This is a genomic window from Streptomyces sp. NPDC047072, from assembly GCF_040643855.1.
Classification (GTDB): Bacteria; Actinomycetota; Actinomycetes; order Streptomycetales; family Streptomycetaceae; genus Streptomyces.
Genome location: NZ_JBEYVC010000198.1, coordinates 1 through 19557, shown reverse-complemented (window position 1 = coordinate 19557; position 19557 = coordinate 1). Strand labels below are relative to the sequence as shown.

Sequence of the window (19557 nt, the reverse complement as noted above, 5' to 3'; positions counted from 1 at the left end):
GGGGCCCACCACACGCGGGTCCATACCGGCGATCTGGGCGCCGCGCTCGGTGGAGGTGTCGGTGGTCAGCGGGTCGATCGCGGCGGCCGCGCTCGGCGGCAGGGCGGCGCCGCGAGCCGCGGAGTCGGCAATGAGCTTGCCGTCCGAGGAGGTCAGGGCGATACGTCGGCCGGTGTCCGCCGACAGCTTCTTCACCGTGGCCGTCACGCCGGACCAGTCGGAGTGCGTCGCCGCGTACCCGCTGAGCCGGGAGAGGACGTCCATGTCGTCGGCGAGCGCCTGTCCCTGTTCCTCGCGCAGCGCCTGGGTGGTGGTGGCCACGGCCAGCCAGGCGGTCGCGGCCACGGAACACACCGCGATGAGCCCGGAGGTGATGAGGAGCCGGACCAGCAGCCGCTTGTGCAGCGGTATCCGGGGCGTCACGCGCGGCCGCCGCTCAGCTTGTAGCCGACGCCGAACACGGTCAGCAGTCGGACCGGCCGGCGCGGGTCGGCCTCGATCTTGCGGCGCAGGTTCATGACGTGCACGTCGACGGCGCGTTCGGTGGAGGCCCGGTCGGTGCCCCGGGTGACCTCCAGCAACTGCCGCCGGGAGAAGACCCGTTCCGGCTCGGCGGCCATGGCGAGCAGGATCTCGAACTCCGCGGGCGTGCACTCCACGAGTTCTCCGTCGCACCGGATCTCGTGCCGTACGGAGTCGACGGCGAGCCCCGCCGCCCGGACGACGGGACTCTCCCTGCGGTCGGCCGCCGCCCGCCCGCTGCGCCGCAGGACGGTCCGGATCCGGGCCATCAGCTCACGCGGGCTGTACGGCTTGGTCACGTAGTCGTCGGCGCCCAGCTCCAGGCCCATCAGGACGTCGTCCTCGGCCGACCGCGCGGTGAGCATCACGACCGGGATGTCCTCGTCCTTCCTGAGGACGCGGCAGACCCCGAAGCCGTCGATCACGGGGAGCATCAGATCGAGGACCACGAGGTCCGGGGCGAGCAGCCGGGCCGCTTCGAGGGCGGCCCGGCCGTCGTGGACCACGGTCGCGGTGTGACCTTCCGCGAGCAGGGACCGCCGTATGAGTTCGGCCTGCATCTCGTCGTCCTCGGCTACCAGCACATGTGCGCACACCTGGCGGATCCTAAGCGGGTCAGCGGCCGAGCGAGGTGGCGTCGCCCATGACGACGACCGGGTGCAGGGCCGGGTCCAGGGTCTGGAGCAGCTCCTTCATGTGCTCCTTGGCGATGCTCACGCAGCCGTGGGTGGGGCCGCCGTGGTCGACGTGGAGCCAGATGCCGCCGCCGCGGCCGGCGCCCATGGGCCGGGTCCAGTCCAGGGGTGACGTGCCGGTCTTGCGGTTGTAGTTGATCGCGATGACGTAGTCGAAGGAACCGGCGAGCGGTTCGCCCTCGAATCCGGTGCCGGACACGACGAAGTTGTCGTCGCGGTCGTACGGCAGCTTGGAGCCCGGGTCGGCGAGCCGGCCGCCGGCGTCGGTGAGCGAGTAGACGCCGATGGGCGAGCGGAGGTCGCCGACGTTGTGGTGGTCGGTCCAGCCCTTGAAGGCGTTGTGCGCGGGCCAGCTCTCGCCGGCCTCCCAGCCGTTCTCCGTGCGCTGGTAGAGGACGACCGTGGAGTCGGCCGAGTTGGCCCCCTTGCCGGTCACGACGACGGCCTGCCGGGCGTCGGCCGGCACCTTCGCCCAGGTCTTCGGCCCGAGGCCGGGGATCTGCTGCGGCGCCGATTCGGCGGAGAACATCCCCGAGGGCGACGGCGAAGGGGACTGCGCGGCCGAGGGCGGGGGCGAGGACACGGGCGTGGAGATGCTCTGCTCCGTGCCCGCCACGGCCGCGCCGCCGCATCCGGTGAGGAGCACGGATGCGGCGAGCAGGGCCAGCTGGGGCGTACGTCTGTTCATGTGACCGAGCCTGACCGACTCTTGTGAGGAACTCGTCAGTTTCCAGGGCTAGTTCGGCTTGCCCGGCGCGTAGAGCCAGGTCTGGAACAGCTTGTCCAGGTTCTTCCCCGAGAGGTGTTCCGCGAGGGCGACGAACTGCGCGGTGGTGCCGTGTCCGTCGCGGTGCTCGCCGGCCCAGGTCCGCAGGATCCTGAGGAACGTCCGGTCGCCGACGGCCTCGCGCAGGACGTGCAGGGTCATCGCGCCGCGGGCGTAGACGGGCGTGCCGAAGATGTTGGCGCCGCTGCCGGGGTCGCCGGGCGGGAACTCCCACAGGCCGTCGCTCGCCGGCTTGGCGTACAGCTCGTCGAAGGTCTTCTGGGCGCTGTCGCCGCCGTGCTGCTCGGCGTAGAGCCACTCGGCGTAGGTCGCGAAGCCCTCGTTGAGCCAGATGTCCTTCCAGGAGGTCAGGGAGACGGAGTCGCCGAACCACTGGTGGGCGCTCTCGTGGACGAGGGTGCTCAGGTCGGGTGCCCGGTCGTAGACGGGCCTGGTCTGGGTCTCCAGCGCGTAGCCGACGTTCGGGGCGTGGTCGACGATCGACCCGGCGGCGCGGTACGGGTAGGGCCCGAACAGCTTGCTCTCCCACTCAAGGACGGACGGCAGCTGCTTCACCACGGGTGTCGCGGCGGCGGCCTCGCGGGGGTCGATCGCGTTGTAGACGTGCAGGCCGTCGCGGGTGGTGAACTGCTGGACCTTGAACTTCCCGACGGTCGCCGTGGCGAGGTAGGCGGCCATGGGTTCGCTCTGCCGCCAGCGGAAGGTGGTCTTCCCGTGCGCGGTCCGCTCGCCGAGCAGGACGCCGTTGGAGACCGCCGTGTGCCCCTTGGGGACGGTGATCGTGATGTCGTACGACGACTTGTCCTTGGGGTGGTTGTTCGCCGGGAACCAGGTCATGGCGCCCTGCGGTTCCCCGGCGACGAAGGCGCCGTCGTCGGTGGGGATCCAGCCGTCGAGCGAGCCGTCCGGGTCGGTGACGGGGGCGGGCTTGCCCTTGTAGGCCACGGTGACGGTGAACCACTCCCCCTTGCGCAGGGCGCGTTTCGGGGTGACGACGAGTTCCTGTCCGTCGCGGCGGAAGGCGGCCTTGGTGTGTCCGACGGTGAGTCCGGTGACCGTGAGGCCGTTCAGGTCGAGGTCGAAGCGGGTGAGGCGCTGGGAGGCCCGGGCCGTGAGAACCGCCGTGCCTGCCAGATGACCGCTGCCGGGGTCGTAGTCGAGCGTCAGGCCGTAGTGGCCGACGTGGTATCCGCCGTTCCCGGCGAGCGGGAAGTACGGGTCGCCGGCGCCGGAGGAGCCCTGGGACGGGGGCGCGGCGGCTCCGAGCAGGGCCACGAGGGCGACGGGGGTGGTGACGAGGACGAAGGTGCGTCTGACGGCCTTCGGCACAGGCACTCCTACGGGTGGGGGGGTGGACGGGCTTCACACTAAAGGCCCCCTCCCCCGCAACTCGCTCTCGATCCGGTCAAGTCGCACCGGAGCGCGCAGTACGCTCCGGACGCACCCGCCCCTTCGTGGAAAGGCCGCCCGTGAGCGTGCGCGTCCGCCGTGTCTACGACCCGCCCGAGCCCGAGGACGGAGTCCGCGTCCTCGTCGACCGGCTGTGGCCGCGCGGGTTGTCCAAGGACGCGGCCCGCGTGGACGAGTGGCCGAAGGCCCTCACCCCGTCGACGGAGCTGCGCCGCTGGTACCACGCGGGCGAGGGCTCCTACGAGGAGTTCGCCGAGCGGTACGAGGCGGAGCTGTCCGATCCCGGGGCCGCCGAACTCCTGGCACATGTCAGGGAGTTGACGGCCAAGGGGAGCGTGACCCTGCTGACGGCCTCGAAGACACCGGAGCAGAGCCACGCCACCGTGCTGGTGCGCCTGCTGGAGTCCTAGCCGACCTGCTTCGCCGCCGCCCTGCCCGCCGCCCGCCCCGAGAAGAGGCAGCCGCCGAGGAAGGTGCCCTCCAGGGCGTTGTAGCCGTGCACACCGCCGCCGCCGAACCCGGCCACCTCACCGGCCGCGTACAGCCCCTCCAGCGGCTCGCCATCGACACCGAGCGCGCGCGAGTCCAGGTCGGTCTGGATGCCGCCCAGGGTCTTGCGGGTCAGGGTGTGCAGCTTGACGCCGATCAGGGGACCGGCGGCCGGGTCGAGGATGCGGTGCGGGGTGGCGACGCGGCCGAGGCGGTCGCCGATGTAGCGGCGGGCGTTGCGGATGCCCTGTACCTGGGCGTCCTTGCTGTAGGTGTTGGCGATCTGGAGGTCGCGGGCCTCGATCTGGCGCCGGATCACGTCGGTGTCGAGGAGCGCCTTCTCGGTCAGCCCGTTCATCTTCTCGACGAGCTGCTCCAGGTTGGGCGCGGTCACGAAGTCGGCGCCCTTGCGCAGGAACGCGTCGACCGGCCCGGGCGCGCCCTTGCCGAGGATGCGCTCCTTGAGGAAGCCCGCCCTGTCCTTGGCGGTGATGTCGGGGTTCTGCTCGGAGCCGGAGAGCGCGAACTCCTTCTCGATGATCTTCTGGGTGAGGATGAACCAGGAGTGGTCGTAGGCGGCGATGTCCTCGGTGGTGCGCAGGTACTCGAGGGTGCTGAGGGTGTCGTAGCCGGGCAGACAGGGCTCGGGCAGCCGGCGGCCGAGGGCGTCGAACCACATGGAGGACGGGCCGGGCAGGATGCGGATGCCGTGGCCGGGCCAGATGGAGTCCCAGTTCTGGATGCCCTCGGTGTAGTGCCACATCCGGTCGCGGTTGACCAGGCGGACGCCCGCGCTCGCGCTGATGTCGAGCATGCGGCCGTCGACGTAGGCCGGGACGCCGGTGACCATCTCGGCGGGCGGGGTGCCGAGCCGCTCGGGCCAGTAGCGGCGGACGATGTCGTGGTTGGCGCCGATGCCGCCGGTGGTGACGACGACGGCCTGGGCGGTGAGTTCGAAGTCGCCGATCCCTTCCCGGCTGGAGGCGACTCCGCGCGCGGAGGTGTCCTCGGCGAGGACGGTCCCGCGCACGCCCCGCGCGGTGCCGTTCTCGACGACCAGTTCGTCGACCTGGTGGCGGTGGTAGAAGGTCAGCATCCCGTCGCGCGCGGCCTGCTTGGCGTACGCCACGAACGGCTCGACCACACCGGTGCCGGTGCCCCAGGCGATGTGGAAGCGGGGCACGGAGTTGCCGTGTCCGTGGGCGGTCAGGTCGCCGCGTTCGGCCCAGCCGACGGTGGGCAGCAGCTTGATGCCGTGGCCGTCCAGCCAGGCCCGCTTCTCACCGGCCGCGAACTCGACGTAGGCGCGCGCCCAGCGCACCGCCCAGGAGTCCTCGTCCTCGACGCGGTCGAACTTCGCGCTGCCCCGCCAGTCGCTCCAGGCGAGGTCGAAGGAGTCCTTGATGCCGAGGCGGCGCTGTTCCGGGGAGTCGACGAGGAAGAGTCCGCCGAAGGACCAGAAGGCCTGGCCGCCGAGGTTGGCGGCGTTCTCCTGGTCGACCAGGGCGACCCTCCTGCCGCGGCTGGTGAGCTCGTGCGCGGCGACCAGGCCCGCGAGCCCTGCTCCGACGACGATGACGTCGGCGTCCATGGCGTCCGTCCCTTCCCTCATACGGTGGTGTCGCTGCCGTCGGTGAGCAGCGCGGTGAGCAGTTGCTTCAGCCAGACGCGGGCGCGGTCGGCGTCCGCGTCGAGCAGCAGTTGGACGGTCACACCGTCGTAGGCGGCGACCACGGCGTGGGCGGCGCCCTCGACGTCGCCGAGCACGGCGGGCAGTTCGGTGTACCCACGCGCGCGTGCCAGCCGGTCGGCGATCGCCCGCCGCAGCCGGGCCCGGTGTTCGAGCAGGGTCTGGGCGACCTCGGGGGCGCGGGCCGCGTGCACCAGGAAGTCCGTCTTCACCAGGAGCCAGTCCCGGTCCAGGAGCAGCACCTCGGTGACCCGGTCGACGGCGTCCGGCACGTCGAGTCCCGGCCCGTCGAGCGCGAGGGCGCCGGCCACCTGATCGGCGATCAGCTCGGCCCGCTGCTGGTACAGGGCGAAGAACAGCTCGTCCAGGCTGTCGAAGTTGGAGTAGAAGGCGCCCCTGCTGTACCCGGCCGCCTCGCAGACCTCCTCGATGGAGACCCGCCCGAAGCCCTTGGCCGCGAAGACGGCGAAGGCGGCGTCCAGGAGGTTGGCGCGCGTGCGGACCCGCCGCTTCGTCACCCGCCGAGCTGTCTCCATGACCGACCTCCGTTCGATACGCGAATGTATCGGATACAGCGATGTATCGAAAGAGTCGAACAAACGACAGATTTAAATGGGAACAGATTTTCGAATCAGGGGTACGCTGGACCCATGAGCACGCACCTCCAGGGCTCCCTCTTCGACCAGACCGACAGGCTCCGGCTCGGCCCGCTCGACGGGATCCGCCGCACCCGTCTCGGGCACGGCGCCTGGATCGACGTCCTGCCCGGCTGGCTCGCCGGCTCCGACACCCTGTTCGAACAACTGGCCGCCGAGGTGCCGTGGCGGGCGGAGCGCCGCACGATGTACGACCACGTCGTCGACGTACCGCGGCTGCTCGCCTTCTACGGCCGAGACGCCCCGCTGCCGCACCCGGTGCTGGCCGAGGCGCGGGACGCGCTCACCGCGCACTACGGGCAGGAGCCGTTCACCACGGCGGGGCTCTGCCACTACCGCGACGGCCGGGACAGCGTCGCCTGGCACGGCGACCGGACCGGGCGCGGCGCCTACGAGGACACGATGGTCGCGATCCTCTCGGTGGGCGCGCCCCGGGACCTGCTGCTGCGTCCGGTGCGCGGCGGCGCGGAGACGGTGCGCCGGCCGCTCGGGCACGGCGACCTGATCGTCATGGGCGGTTCCTGCCAGCGGACCTGGGAGCACGCCGTACCGAAGAGCACGCGCGCGACGGGACCGCGCATCAGTGTCCAGTTCCGCCCGGACGGGGTGCGCTGAGACACCAGGGACGGCGTGCGCCGAGGCGGAGAGGCGGCCGCTTCGGGCGCACGCGGGGGTCGCCTCCGGCGGACGGTGCCGGAGGCGACCTCGTCATGGTGCGCCGGCGTCAACGACCGGTACCCGCCGCTCCGGTTGGCGAGATCATCTGCTTTGCTGTGTCGCGACGGGTAGGACCACAGCGGGGCGGGACGATCATGGGCACAGGCGTGCGGCAAGTGGCCGACGGCACCTATCTGGTGCACGGCAGCAACACCAACTGGGTGATCCTCACCGAGGGGGACGCCGCCACACTGATCGACACCGGCTACCCGGGTGACCGGGAGCAGTTGCTCGCCTCCCTCGCCGAGGTGGGCAGCGCGCCGGAGGCCGTGACCGCCGTCCTCATCACCCACGCCCACAACGACCATCTGGGCTCGGCCGAGTTCCTGCGCAGCGCGTACGGCATGCCGGTCTACCTGCACGAGGCCGAAGTCCCGCACGCACGGCGGGACTTCCTGCACCAGGTCAGCGTCGGGACCGTGTTCAAGAACGGCTGGCGGCCCGGGGTGCTGCCTTGGTCGGTGCACGCGATCCGCTCGGGCGGCACCGCCCATGTGCCGGTAGCCGCCCCGCAGCCGTTCCCCACCGAGGGCGCGCTCGACCTGCCGGGCAGACCGGTCCCCGTGCACACGCCCGGTCACACCGACGGCCACTGCGCCTTCCACCTCCCCGCGCTCGGCGCTGTGGTCTCCGGCGACGGCCTGGTCAGCGGCCACCCCACCTCGCGCGCCAAGGGCCCCCAGCTGCTGCCCGACATGTTCCACCACGAGCGCGCCCGTACGGTCGCCTCCCTCGACGTCTACGCGGAACTGGAGGGCGACCTGCTGCTGCCCGGCCACGGCCCGGCCCACCGCGGTCCACTCCGTGAAGCGGCACTTCAGGCCAGGGACCGGGCGCTCTAAGGTGAGGTGACGATCACCGGCGAGGCAAGGACGAACCACCCATGGCACTGCAGATCAGCGCCACCAATCCCGAGCACCCCGCGCTCCTGCTCGAACTGCCGTGGCACCTCCCCCTGGAGGAGTGGCCGGACGAGTACCTGGTCCCGCTGCCGCGCGGCATATCGCGCCACGTGGTGCGCTACGCCCGCGCCGGCGACGAGGTCATCGCCGTCAAGGAGCTGGCCGAGCGCCCCGCGCTGCGCGAGTACGAGCTGCTGCGCGACCTGGACCGGCTCGGCATCCCCGCGGTCGACCCGCTGGCCGTGGTCACCGGGCGCGCCGGCGAGGACGAGACCCCGCTGGAGCCGGTGCTGATCACCCGGCATCTGGGCGGTTCGATGCCGTACCGCTCGATGTTCGAGACGACCATGCGCCCGGCCACCATGCACCGCCTGATGGACGCCCTGGCGGTCCTCCTGGTGCGCCTGCACCTGGCCGGGTTCGCCTGGGGCGACTGCTCGCTGTCCAACACCCTCTTCCGGCGCGACGCGGGCGCCTACGCCGCCTACCTCGTGGACGCCGAGACGGGCGACCTGCATCCGCAGCTCAGCCCCGGCCAGCGGGACTACGACCTGGATCTGGCCCGCGTCAACATCAGCGGCGAGCTGCTCGACCTGGAGGCCTCCGGGGCGCTGCACCCCTCCGTGGACCCGATCGAGTTCGGCATGGAGATCTGCGCGCGGTACGGGAGGCTGTGGGACGAGCTCACCCGGACCTCCGTCTATCCGGCGGGCAAGTACCACTTCATCGAGCGGCGGATCCGGCGCCTGAACGAACTCGGCTTCGACGTGGCCGAGATGCAGATCGAGCACGCCGCGAACGGCGACACGGTCACCTTCGTGCCGAAGGTCGTGGACGCGGGGCACCACCAGCGGCAGCTCCTGCGGCTGACCGGCCTCGACACCGAGGAGAACCAGGCCCGGCGGCTGCTCACCGACCTGGAGAGCTGGATGGCCACCCAGGACGACTACGCCCCGGGCGACCCGCTCGGCGCCCGCCCCGAGGTACTGGCCCACCGGTGGGTGCGGGACGTCTTCCGGCCCACCGTGCGGGCCGTGCCACTGGAGCTGCGGGGCACGATGGACCCGGCCGAGATCTACCACCAGCTGCTGGAGCACCGCTGGTACCTGTCGGAGCGGGCGCAGCACGACATCGGCATCGACATCGCGGTCAAGGACTACATCGAGAACATCCTGCCCAAGGCGCGCGAGACGCTCGAACCCACGGTGGCGGACTGACTCGACCCGGCTGACTCACAGGTGCGGCACCACGGCCACCGGACAGTCCGCGTGGTGCAGCACACCGTGGGCGACCGAGCCGATCCGGGCGCCCACCGCGGTGCGGCGGGCCCGGCGGCCGACGACCATCAGCTGGGCCCGCGCCGCCACCGACAGCAGCACCTGCCCCGCGCTGCCCATCTCGACGTGCTCGACGACCGGCACGTCGGGGAAGCTCTCCCGCAGCGGCTGGAGGGCCGAGGCCAGGGCGGTCTTCTCGTACGGCTCCAGGCCGCCGGCCTCGTCGAGCAGCTTCATCGAGCCGGGGCTGTAGGCGAAGACAGGCGGCAGCGTCCAGGCCCGCACGGCACGCACGGTGGCCCCGCGTGCCGCCGCCGTCTCGAAGGCGAACCGCAGCGCGTCGGCACTGTCCTCGGGCTCGCCCTCCTGTCCTACGACGATCTCGCGCCCCGCGGCCTCTCCGGCGGCCTGGTCGCCCGCGCGCACCAGGACGACGGGCCGGGCGGCCTCGGCGATCACCTGCTGGCCGACCGAGCCCAGCAGGAAGCCGACGACCGGGCCGTGCCCGCGGGAGCCCAGCACCAGCAACTCGGCTTCCGCCGCCGCGGCCACCAGCACGTCGACGTCGGCGCCCTCGACGACCTCGGTGCGCACGTCGAGCCCCTCGTGGCGCCCGGCGACGGCCCGGACCGACTCCTCCACGGCGGTCCGCGCCCAGCCGGCCTGGGTGTCCCGGTCCCCCGCGTCGATCCCCTCGTACGGCTGGAACCGCCAGGCGTGCACCACCCGCAGCGGCAGCCCCCGCCGGACCGCCTCCCGGGCCGCCCAGCCGAGAGCGGCGAGGCTCTCCTCGGTTCCGTCGACACCTGCGGTGATCGCGCGCGTCATGCGCCGGCCTCCCTGTTCGCGGTCAGATCCTCGCAGCCCAGTCTTCACTACGCTGCCGACATGGCACTGGAATGGGAACAGGTCATCGTCGACGCGGCCGGCCCTCAGACGCTCGGGCGCTGGTGGGCGGAGGCGCTGGGCTGGGTGGTCGTGGACGACGGCCCCGAGGAGTACGAGATCCGGCCCGAGAAGGACCGGCTGCCGGGCCTGCTCTTCGGGACGGCGGCGGAAGGCAAGACCGTCAAGAACCGGCTCCACCTGGACTTCCGGCCGGACGACCAGGACGCCGAGGTGGCCCGCCTGCTCGCCCTCGGCGCACGGCGCGCGGACATCGGCCAGACCGGCGACGAACCGTGGGTGGTGCTCCAGGACCCCGAGGGGAACGAGTTCTGCGTGTTGGCCCCGCGCCGAGCCTGACACCGGCAGGGACAGCCATACCCGCGCGCGGCGGGGCGCTCGAACATACGATGGCCTGGACCGGGCCGGTGACAACGGGGACACCGCGCCCTTGTACCGACCGCTCGGGGTGGGAGACGTATGGCACAGGCCGCCGAATCGGCGCGGACCGTCATCCTGACCGTGGACGACGACCCGGGGGTCTCCCGTGCCGTCGCCCGCGATCTGCGGCGGCGCTACGGCGAGTCGTACCGGATCGTGCGCGCGGAGTCGGGCGAGTCCGCGCTGGAGGCGCTGCGGGAGCTGAAGCTGCGCGGCGACCTCGTGGCGGTGATCCTGGCCGACTACCGCATGCCGCAGATGAACGGCATCGAGTTCCTCGAACAGGCCCTGGACGTGTATCCGGGGGCCCGCCGTGTGCTGCTGACCGCGTACGCGGACACCAACGCGGCGATCGACGCGATCAACGTCGTCGACCTCGACCACTACCTCCTCAAGCCCTGGGACCCGCCCGAGGAGAAGCTCTACCCGGTCCTCGACGACCTCCTGGAGGCGTGGCGGTGCAGTGAGTACCGCCCGGTGCCGGCGACGAAGGTGGTCGGGCACCGCTGGTCGGCGCGCTCCTCGGACGTGCGGGAGTTCCTGGCCCGCAACCAGGTGCCCTACCGCTGGTACTCCACCGACGAGCCCGAGGGGCAGCGGCTGCTGTCCGCCGCCGGGCAGGACGGGCAGCGGCTGCCGGTGGTGATCACCCCGGACGGCACGCCCCTGGTCGAGCCGGAGGCACCCGACCTCGCGGCCCATGTGGGGCTCGCGACCACGCCCACCGCCGACTTCTACGACCTCGTCGTCATCGGCGGCGGCCCGGCCGGGCTCGGGGCGGCGGTGTACGGCGCCTCGGAGGGGCTCAGGACCGTGCTGGTCGAGCGGTCGGCGACCGGCGGGCAGGCCGGGCAGAGCTCACGGATCGAGAACTACCTGGGCTTCCCGGACGGGGTCTCGGGCGCCCAGCTCACCGACCGGGCCCGGCGCCAGGCGGCGAAGTTCGGCGCCGAGATCCTCACCGCGCGCGAGGTGGCGGGACTGGAGATCAACGGGGCCGCGCGGACCGTACGGTTCTCGGACGGGTCGGCGGTCGCCGCGCACAGCGTGATCCTGGCGACCGGCGTGTCGTACCGGCAGCTGGAGGCGCCCGGCTGTACCGACCTGACCGGCTGCGGGGTGTACTACGGCTCCGCGCTGACCGAGGCCGCCTCCTGCCAGGGGCAGGACATCTACATCGTCGGCGGCGCCAACTCGGCCGGACAGGCGGCGATGTACCTGTCCCGGGGCGCCAAGTCGGTCACGCTGCTAGTGCGCGGTCCCGACCTCGCCGCGTCGATGTCGCACTACCTGATCCAGCAGATCAACGAGGCCCCGAACATCTCCGTCCGGGCGCGGACCGTCGTGGAGTCGGCGCACGGCTCGGACCATCTGGAGCAGCTGACCCTGCGCGACGTCGACACCGGGGAGACCGAACTCGTCGACGCGCAGTGGATGTTCGTGTTCATCGGCGCGGCCCCGCTGACCGGCTGGCTGGACGGCACGGTGCTGCGCGACGAGCACGGGTTCATCCTCGCCGGGCCCGACCTCACCCCCGACGGGCGGCCGCCGGCGGACTGGGAGCTGGACCGGCCGCCGTACCACCTGGAGACCAACATTCCGGGCGTGTTCGTCGCGGGCGACGCGCGCGCCGAGTCCGCGAAGCGGGTCGCGTCCGCCGTCGGAGAGGGAGCCATGGCCGTGATGCTCGTCCACCGGTATCTGGAGCAGTCGTGAGCGGCCAGGTGCTGCCGTGCAGCCCCGAGGAGATCGGGTCGCTGTTCCTGTTCGAGAAGCTGTCCGCCGAGCAGTTGGGGCAGCTGTGCAGTGCGGGCCGGGTCGAGCGCTTCGAGCCGGGGCCGGTCTTCACCGAGGGTGATCCCGCCACCTGCTTCTACGTGCTCATCGAGGGGACCGTCGTGCTCTCCCGCCGGGTCGGCGGCGACGACATCGAGGTCTCCCGGACCTCGCAGCGCGGGGTGTACGCGGGAGCCGTGCAGGCCTACCTGGGTGAGCGGGTACCGCAGATCTACAGCAACTCCATGCGGGTGACGGACACTTCGCGGTTCTTCGTGGTGCCCGCGGAGCAGTTCGCGGGCTTCATGGAGGAGTGGTTCCCCATGGCGGTCCATCTGCTGGAGGGGCTGTTCTTCGGCTCGAAGAGCGCCCAGCGGGCCATCGGGCAGCGCGAACGGCTGCTGGCGCTGGGCTCGTTGTCGGCCGGGCTCACGCACGAGCTCAACAACCCCGCGGCGGCCGCCGTCCGCGCGACGGAGACCCTGCGCGAGCGGGTGGGCAAGATGCGGCACAAGCTCGGCATCATCGCCCAGGGCTCCTACACGCCCGAGACCATGGCCAACCTGATCGACATCCAGGAACGCACCGCCGAACGCGTCGCCAAGGCACCGACGTTGAGCCCGCTGGAGGCCTCCGACCGGGAGGACGAACTCGCCGACTGGCTCGACGACCACGGCATCCAGGAGGGCTGGCGGATCGCGCCCAGCTTCGTGCAGGCCGGACTGGACGTGGACTGGCTGGACCAGGTCGCGGCCGCCCTCGACGAGGACATGCTGCCGAACGCCATCGGCTGGCTCAACTACACCGTCGAGACCGAGCTGTTGATGGACGAGATCAACGACTCCACGGCCCGGATCTCCCATCTCGTCGACGCGGCCAAGCAGTACTCCCAGCTGGACCGGGCGCCGTACCAGGTGGCCGACGTGCACGACCTCCTCGACAGCACCCTGCTGATGCTCTCCGGGAAGATCGGGCAGCAGATCAAGGTCGTCAAGGCGTACGACCGTACGGTGCCGAAGGTGCCCTGCTACCCGGCCGAGCTCAACCAGGTGTGGACCAACCTCATCGACAACGCGGTGCACGCCATCAACAGCGTCGGCGGGGAAGGGACGTTGACCGTGCGGACGCGGCTGGACCACGACCGGCTGCTGGTGGAGTTCGGGGACACCGGGCCCGGGATCCCCGCGGACATCCGCGGGCGGATCTTCGATCCCTTCTTCACGACGAAACCGGTGGGTGAGGGGACCGGGCTGGGGCTGGACATCTCCTGGCGGATCGTCGTCAACAAGCACCATGGGACGTTGCAGGTGGAGTCGTCGCCGGGGGACACACGGTTCCAGGTGCTGCTGCCTCTCACGGCTGCCGGGAACGACACGAACGAGGAGTCGGTATGACGGAGTTGAAGGGGATCTCGGCCTCCGTGCCGCCGAGTGGGGACGGGTGTGTGGAGTGCGACGCGGCGGGTGGGTGGTGGTTCCATCTGCGGCGGTGTGCGGAGTGCGGGCATGTGGGGTGTTGCGACTCCTCGCCGTCCAAGCACGCGACCGGGCATTTCCGGGAGACCGGGCATCCGTTCGTGCAGAGTTTCGAGCCGGGTGAGGAGTGGTTCTGGAACTTCGAGACGCGCGAGATGTTCGAGTCGGGGCCGTCTCTTGCGTCGCCGGGGAGTCATCCGGTCGATCAGCCTTCGCCTGGCCCTGCGGGGCGGGTTCCGGATGACTGGGCTCGGGTTCTTCGGCGTTGAGTTCTGGGTGCGGGTGCGTTGTGGCTGGTCGCGCAGTTCCCCGCGCCCCTTTCCAGGTGGGTTCAGTGACAGGATGTTCCAGTGCCTCTGCCCTCCTTTGCCTCTCCGTTCATCGGGCGCTCCGATGAGCTGTCCCGTCTTGCTCATGTGCTGGAGCGTGCCCGGGACGGGGAGGCGCGGGCTGTTCTGATCTCCGGGGATGCGGGGGTCGGCAAGACCCGGGTGCTCGACGAGGTCTCCGGGCAGGCGGCCCGCGACGGGATGACCGTGCTCACCGGGCACTGTGTCGATCTCGGGGATGTCGGGCTGCCGTATCTGCCGTTCACCGAGATCCTCGGGCAGCTCGCCTCGGACGAGCGGTGCCGTGGTGCTCTGGCGGCCCGGCCCGTCGTCGAGCGGCTGCTGGGCGGTGGCGGGGAGTCCGCTCAGGACTCCCGGCTCCAGCTGTTCGAGGGGATGGCCGGGCTGCTCGCCGATCTCTCGGACATCGCTCCCCTGCTGCTCGTGCTGGAGGACCTGCACTGGGCCGACCAGTCGTCCCGGGATCTGCTGCGGTTCCTGCTGAGCCGGGGTGTGCTCAGCCATCGGCTGGCGGTGCTGGGGTCGTACCGGGCCGACGATCTGCACCGGCGCCATCCGCTGCGGCCCCTGCTCGCCGAGCTGGTGCGGCTGCCCGGGGTCGAGCGGCTGGAGCTGCGGCCGCTGCCCGACACCGAGGTGGCGCGGCTGGTGCGGGCGCTCGGGGCGGGGCCGCTGCCGGAGGACACCGTGCGGCGGATCGTCGAGCGGGCCGAGGGCAACGCCTTCTACGCGGAGGAGTTGCTCGCCGCCACCGACAGCGGCGTCGCCGGGGTGCCCAGCGGGCTCGCCGACGTCCTGCTGTTGCGTTTCGAGCAGCTGTCGGACACCGCCCAGCAGGTGCTGCGCACCGCCGCCGTCGCCGGGCGCCGTGTCGAGCACGATCTGCTGCGGGGCACCGTACGCCTGCCCGAGGAGGTGCTGGAGACGGCGCTGCGGGAGGCGATCGGGCGGCAGGTGCTCGTGCCCGGTGCCGGGGACACGTACGAGTTCCGGCACGCGCTGGCCAGGGAGGCGGTGTACGCGGATCTGCTGCCCGGCGAGCGGGCGCGTCTGCACGGCGCGTTCGCGCGGTTCCTCGACGAGCCCGGGAGCCCGCCCGAGTGCGCCGCCGAGCGGGCCCACCACTATCGGGCCAGTCATGACCTGGCCAGGGCGCTCGCCGCCTCGCTGGAGGCCGCCGACCACGCGCACCGGGTGGGCGCCCCGGCGGAGGAGCTACGGCATCTGGAGGCGGCCCTCGATCTGTGGTCGGCGGTGGAGTCGTCCGCGCGGCCCGCGGGCGACGGCATGGACCGGGTGACGCTGACCCTGCGCGCCTCCGCGGCGGCCGCACACGCCGGGGAGGCGCACCGGGCGGTGGCGCTGTCCCGGGCCGCGCTCGCCGGAGTCGGCCAGGGGACGGACACCGAACTCGCCGCCCGGGTCCGCTACACGCTCGCCGGGAACCTGATGCAGGTCGACAGCCTGACGGCCGCCTTCGCGCACAGCAGTCAGGCGCTCGCCATGATTCCGGCCGAACCGCCCTCGCCCACCTGGGTCTGGGCGGCGGCCACGCACGTGCTGGTGGCGCGCCAGGCCGGGAGGACCGAGGAGGCCCTGGAGGTCGCCCGGCGGGCCGAGCCGGTCGCCGAGGAGCTGGGGGTGGCCGACGCCCACGCGGATCTGCTGATCACGCTCGCCAACATGGAGGGCGGCGGCCGCCGTTCGGCGGCGGGGCGCAAGCGGCTGAAGGAGGCGCGTGAGCTGGCGCGGGGCGCGGGCAACGCGTCGGTGGAGACCCGCGCGCTGTTCAACCTCGCCATGGGCTGCTACGAGTGCGGGAACCTGGACGAGTGCGTGTCCTGGCTGACCGAGGGGCTGGACCGGGCCCGTGGTGCCCGGCTGCTCTGGTCGCCGTATCCGATGGCGATGCGCCATCTGCGACTGCTCGTGCTGTACATACTGGGCCGCTGGGACGAGTGTCTCGCTGCCGCGCGTGCCGATGTCGAACTGCTGCCCGCGGTCGGCGGGTACACCATGGGCCCCGCGCTGTACGTGGCGCTCGCGCGGGGGGACTTCACGGTCGTGGACCGGGCGCGGGCGCTGTCGGAGGGGCCGTTCGACTGGATGGCGACGCTGGTGGCGAGCATCGTCCTGACCGACGCGGCGGCGTTGGAGGGGGACGCGGAGGCGGCCTTGGAGCGGGTGCGGTCGAGTGTGGCCGCGCTCACCGACGACGCGGGCACCCGACCCGACGTGTCCGTCCGGCTCGCCGCGCTCGCGCTGTCGGCGGTCGCCGACCGGGCCGACGGGCTGCGCCGCGGCGGCGACGAGGCCGGCGCGAGCGGCTGAGCGGAGAGCGCGGACGAGCTCGTCGAGCTGGCGCGGGAGACCGCGCGGCACGGCGAGAACGGCACCCCTCAGGGCCCGGAGGGACAGGCGTGGCTGGCGCGGGCCGAGGCGGAGTGGCTGCGGGCCGTGTCGGGGCCGGACGCGGCGGCCTGGGAGAAGGCGGTGGCCGCGTTCGACTTCGGTGACGTGTACGAGCCGGCGCGCTGTCGGCTGCGGTACGCCGAGGCGCTCCTGTCCGCCGACCGCCGGGAGGAGGCCGCCCGCGAGGCCCGGGCGGTACGGGAGACTGCCGTCCGGCTGGACGCCACGGTGTTGCTCGGGCAGGTGGACGAACTGATCCGGCGGGGCCGGCTGTCCGTCGGCGCCTCCCCCGCGGAGTCCGTCCTGACCTCCCGCGAGCAGGACGTACTGGGGCTGTTGGCGCTCGGGCGCAGCAACCGGCAGATCGGCGAGGAGCTGTTCATCAGCGGGAAGACGGCGAGCGTGCACGTCTCCAACATCCTCGCCAAGCTGGGCGCCGCGAGCCGCACCGAGGCCGTGGCCGTCGCCTACCGGGAGGGTCTGATCTCCCCGGAGACGACGGCCCGGGACTAACTCCTCGCGCACTCCAGAGAGTTCAGGTCGACGGAGTCCGCCATCGCCTGCATGCCCTTGTCGTTGGGGTGGATGTGATCGCCGCCGTCGAGGGCGGGCAGCATCCGCTCGTGGTCGTAGGGGCTGCGCAGCACACGGTCGAAGTCGGCCACGGCGTCGAAGTCCCCGCTGTGGCCACGGATATACGCGTTGGCCTCCTGGCGTACGGCCTCGCCCGCCGGGTCCCATTCGGGCCAGCCCTTGAACGGCGCGACGGTGGAGACGACCACGCATGTGCCGGCGTCGTGGGCCCGGTCGGCGATCTCGCGGTAGCCGTCGATCAGGTCCTGTGCGGTGACGCCGGTGTGCGCCTTGATGTCGTTGACGCCCTCGAAGACGAACACCGTCCGTACGCCCGGATGGGAGAGCACGTCCCGGTCCAGCCGGTTCAGAGCGCTCTCACCGGCTCCGTCGGCGAGCACCTTGTTGCCGGAGATCCCCTCGTTGGCCACGCCCTTGACCGTGCTGTCGGCCTTGACCAGGCGGCGGGCGAGGTAGTCGGGCCAGCGGCGGTTCCCGTCGGTGGTGGAGTGCCAGCCGTCGGTGATGGAGTCGCCGAGCGCGACCACGGCGCCGGTGCCGGGAGCGGGGTGCACCGAGACCGCGTCGAGGTAGAACCAGGAGCCGACGGTGCCGGTCCAGTGGGTCGCCGCGGTCTCGGCGGTGTGGTCGCCCCGGGTGACGTACGACGTCTGCATCGCCATCCAGTGGCCGGTGACCGGACCCGCCGCGTCCGGGGTGTGGAGGCTGACGACCAGGTTCGAACCGGCGGGCAGTCGGCCGGGCCGCGGATCGCTGTAGACCACGGAGCCCGCCGGCACGGTGACGGTGGACGAGCCGTCGAAGGTGAGCCGCCGGTTGCTGCCGGGCACCAGGGCGGCGCCCTCCTGCTGAAGACCGGCGTACACGCTGTCGAAGGTGACCGGCCGGTCGCCGAAGGCGTTGGAGAGGCGGACCCGTGCGTCCCGGCCGCCGACGCTGGTGTGGACGACCATGCGGTAGCCGCGGTCGGCCACCGCGTCGCCGATGTGGTCGGCACTCGTGCCCCAGGTGACGACGCCGTCGGGCGGGCTCCCCAGCGCCTGGGTGGGAGTGGACTGGAGGGCGGCCGCGGCGACCGTGACGGCGAGGAGGCGGCCCGCGCGGGCGGGACGGCCGCTCACCGGGCCAGATCCTTCATGGTCACGGTGGCTCCCGGCTGCAGCGTCACGGTGCGGGGGGTCCCTCCGTACGCGACCGTCGTGGTGCGGCCGCCGGTACTGCGGATGCGTGCCTCGGTCGGTGTGCCATTCCGCCAGCGTAGATCGACGACGAAGCCGCCGCGTGCGTGCGCTCCCGTGAGGGAGCCGGAGGCGGCCCAGGCGTCGGGCAGGGCGGGCAGGAGTTCCAGGTGGCCGGGGCGGGAGTAGAGCAGCATCTCGATCATCGCCGCTGGAGTACCCAGGTTCGCGTCGATCTGAAAGATTCCGCGGCCCTTTTCCACCTGGTAGATGTCGAACAGGTTGAAGGCGGTGCCGTTGCTGCCGTCGGTGGAGGGCCGGAGGTTGTTGACGACCAGCTGGTAGGCGCGGTCGGCGTTCTTGAGGCGGGCCCAGCAGAGGCTGCGCCAGGCGTTGGCCCAGCCGAAGCTCTCCATGCCGCGTGCGGTGAGCAGGGCGGTGGCGCCCTCGACGATGTCGGCCGGGGTGGAGCCGTCGGGGCGGATCCGGTCGCCGGGGAAGAGGCCGACGAGCGGGGAGAGGTGCCGGTGGGTGGTCTCGCCGAGGTTCTCGGGCGACATCCACTCCTCCAGCCAGCCCGTCTCGGGACTGACCACCGGCAGGTAGAGGCGCTTGCGCAGGCCCGCGATCGTGTCGGCGAACGCGGAGTCCTTCATCAACTCGGCGGCCGCCGCGCAGTAGTTGCCGAACAGCGCCCACACGAGTTCCTGGGCGTAGGTGATGCCCTTGGCGTCCAGCGGGCCGTGTTCGGGCGACCAGTCATTGTCGGCGACGAGCACCTCCCGCGAGGTGCCGGGAAGGGTCATGGTCAGCAGGCGTGCCTCCCAGAACTCGCAGGCACCCTTCAACAGCGGGTAGATCTTGGCCAGATGGGCGCGAGAGGCCGTGAACTCGTAGTGCTCGTACAGCGAGTTGCACAGCCAGGCGTTGCCCGCCGGGTGCCACCACCAGCCGCCTCCGCCGAAGGGGTTGGTGGAGATGGCGACCGTCCAACCGGCGTTCTTCCCCGTGGAGTTGCGGTAGCGGTTGCGGGGGTCGTCGAACAGCCGGCGGGTGAGGTCGGTCCAGGACGGGAGCTGGGCCACGCAGTAGTCGGTGAAGGCGTCGAAGCACGCGGAGAGGCCGGTGCGGTCGGCCGCCCAGTAGTTCATCTGGATGTTGATGTCGGTGTGGTAGTCGCCCATCCAGTCGGGGTCGTTGCCGTCGAGCCACAGCCCCTGGAGGTTGAGCGGCAGGCTCCCGCGCGATCCGGCGATCATCAGGTAGCGGCCGAACTGGAGGTACTGCGCCTCCAGTTCGGG

Annotated in this window: 16 protein-coding genes and 2 pseudogenes; 9 read left to right on the top strand and 9 right to left on the bottom strand. The window is 71.9% G+C overall.

What is annotated here, in order from left to right; translation table 11 throughout:
• The 4 genes and pseudogenes from ABZ896_RS45475 to ABZ896_RS45460 all read right to left on the bottom strand — a co-directional run.
• Positions 1–423, bottom strand: a pseudogene (locus ABZ896_RS45475) (two-component sensor histidine kinase); the annotation flags it as partial.
• The gene (locus ABZ896_RS45470; protein WP_360942756.1) at positions 420–1118 is read right to left on the bottom strand and encodes a response regulator transcription factor; all 699 of its coding nucleotides are present in this window, start codon (positions 1116–1118) and stop codon (positions 420–422) included. The pseudogene ABZ896_RS45475 and the gene ABZ896_RS45470, both read right to left, overlap by 4 nt.
• Positions 1119–1137: 19 nt before the next feature.
• Positions 1138–1905 carry a L,D-transpeptidase family protein gene (locus tag ABZ896_RS45465; RefSeq protein ID WP_360942753.1) on the bottom strand — a complete coding sequence of 256 codons (768 nt, stop codon included), beginning with the start codon at positions 1903–1905 and terminating at the stop codon, positions 1138–1140.
• Between the two features lie 48 nt (positions 1906–1953).
• Positions 1954–3333, bottom strand: coding sequence for a M1 family metallopeptidase (locus ABZ896_RS45460; RefSeq protein ID WP_360942750.1), 1380 nt, complete (start codon positions 3331–3333; stop codon positions 1954–1956).
• Positions 3334–3473: 140 nt separating this feature from the next.
• Between ABZ896_RS45460 and ABZ896_RS45455 the strand changes: the two genes are divergently transcribed.
• Entirely contained in the window at positions 3474–3824 is a 351-nt protein-coding gene (locus ABZ896_RS45455) for a DUF488 family protein (RefSeq protein ID WP_360942747.1), read from the top strand.
• On the opposite strand, the gene ABZ896_RS45450 is transcribed toward ABZ896_RS45455, so the two are convergent.
• A complete protein-coding gene (locus ABZ896_RS45450; RefSeq protein WP_360942744.1) occupies positions 3821–5494 on the bottom strand; it encodes an FAD-binding dehydrogenase in 1674 nt (557 codons plus the stop codon). The genes ABZ896_RS45455 and ABZ896_RS45450 overlap by 4 nt on opposite strands.
• A gap of 17 nt (positions 5495–5511) precedes the next feature.
• Positions 5512–6129, bottom strand: a complete 618-nt coding sequence (locus ABZ896_RS45445) for a TetR/AcrR family transcriptional regulator (protein ID WP_360942741.1) — start codon at positions 6127–6129, stop codon at positions 5512–5514.
• Between the two features lie 114 nt (positions 6130–6243).
• Here ABZ896_RS45445 and ABZ896_RS45440 point away from each other — a divergent pair, with 114 nt between their 5' ends.
• From ABZ896_RS45440 to ABZ896_RS45430, 3 genes are all read left to right on the top strand, one after another.
• Entirely contained in the window at positions 6244–6864 is a 621-nt protein-coding gene (locus tag ABZ896_RS45440) for an alpha-ketoglutarate-dependent dioxygenase AlkB (protein WP_360942738.1), read from the top strand.
• A gap of 197 nt (positions 6865–7061) precedes the next feature.
• Complete coding sequence (locus tag ABZ896_RS45435; protein ID WP_360942735.1) at positions 7062–7808, top strand: MBL fold metallo-hydrolase; 747 nt, start codon at positions 7062–7064, stop codon at positions 7806–7808.
• Between the two features lie 41 nt (positions 7809–7849).
• Entirely contained in the window at positions 7850–9085 is a 1236-nt protein-coding gene (locus ABZ896_RS45430) for a DUF4032 domain-containing protein (protein ID WP_360942732.1), read from the top strand.
• Between the two features lie 15 nt (positions 9086–9100).
• Here ABZ896_RS45430 and ABZ896_RS45425 read toward each other — a convergent pair whose 3' ends face one another.
• Positions 9101–9973, bottom strand: a complete 873-nt coding sequence (locus tag ABZ896_RS45425; RefSeq protein WP_360942729.1) for a universal stress protein — start codon at positions 9971–9973, stop codon at positions 9101–9103.
• A gap of 60 nt (positions 9974–10033) precedes the next feature.
• Between ABZ896_RS45425 and ABZ896_RS45420 the strand changes: the two genes are divergently transcribed.
• From ABZ896_RS45420 to ABZ896_RS45400, 5 genes and pseudogenes are all read left to right on the top strand, one after another.
• Complete coding sequence (locus ABZ896_RS45420) at positions 10034–10390, top strand: VOC family protein (protein ID WP_360942726.1); 357 nt, start codon at positions 10034–10036, stop codon at positions 10388–10390.
• Between the two features lie 120 nt (positions 10391–10510).
• Entirely contained in the window at positions 10511–12187 is a 1677-nt protein-coding gene (locus ABZ896_RS45415) for an FAD-dependent oxidoreductase (RefSeq protein ID WP_360942723.1), read from the top strand.
• Positions 12184–13641: an ATP-binding protein gene (locus tag ABZ896_RS45410; RefSeq protein ID WP_360942720.1), complete on the top strand. Its 1458-nt coding sequence runs from the start codon at positions 12184–12186 to the stop codon at positions 13639–13641. The genes ABZ896_RS45415 and ABZ896_RS45410 overlap by 4 nt, the downstream gene beginning before the upstream one ends.
• Entirely contained in the window at positions 13638–13991 is a 354-nt protein-coding gene (locus ABZ896_RS45405) for a UBP-type zinc finger domain-containing protein (protein ID WP_360942717.1), read from the top strand. The genes ABZ896_RS45410 and ABZ896_RS45405 overlap by 4 nt, the downstream gene beginning before the upstream one ends.
• Positions 13992–14072: 81 nt before the next feature.
• A pseudogene (locus ABZ896_RS45400) lies at positions 14073–16997 on the top strand (AAA family ATPase).
• On the opposite strand, the gene ABZ896_RS45395 reads toward ABZ896_RS45400, so the two are convergent.
• Entirely contained in the window at positions 16994–18199 is a 1206-nt protein-coding gene (locus ABZ896_RS45395; RefSeq protein WP_360942714.1) for an SGNH/GDSL hydrolase family protein, read from the bottom strand. The pseudogene ABZ896_RS45400 and the gene ABZ896_RS45395 sit on opposite strands and share 4 nt — an antisense overlap.
• The coding region (locus ABZ896_RS45390; RefSeq protein ID WP_360942711.1) for a glycoside hydrolase family 95-like protein at positions 18196–19557 on the bottom strand (1362 nt) is incomplete at its 5' end. The genes ABZ896_RS45390 and ABZ896_RS45395, both read right to left, overlap by 4 nt.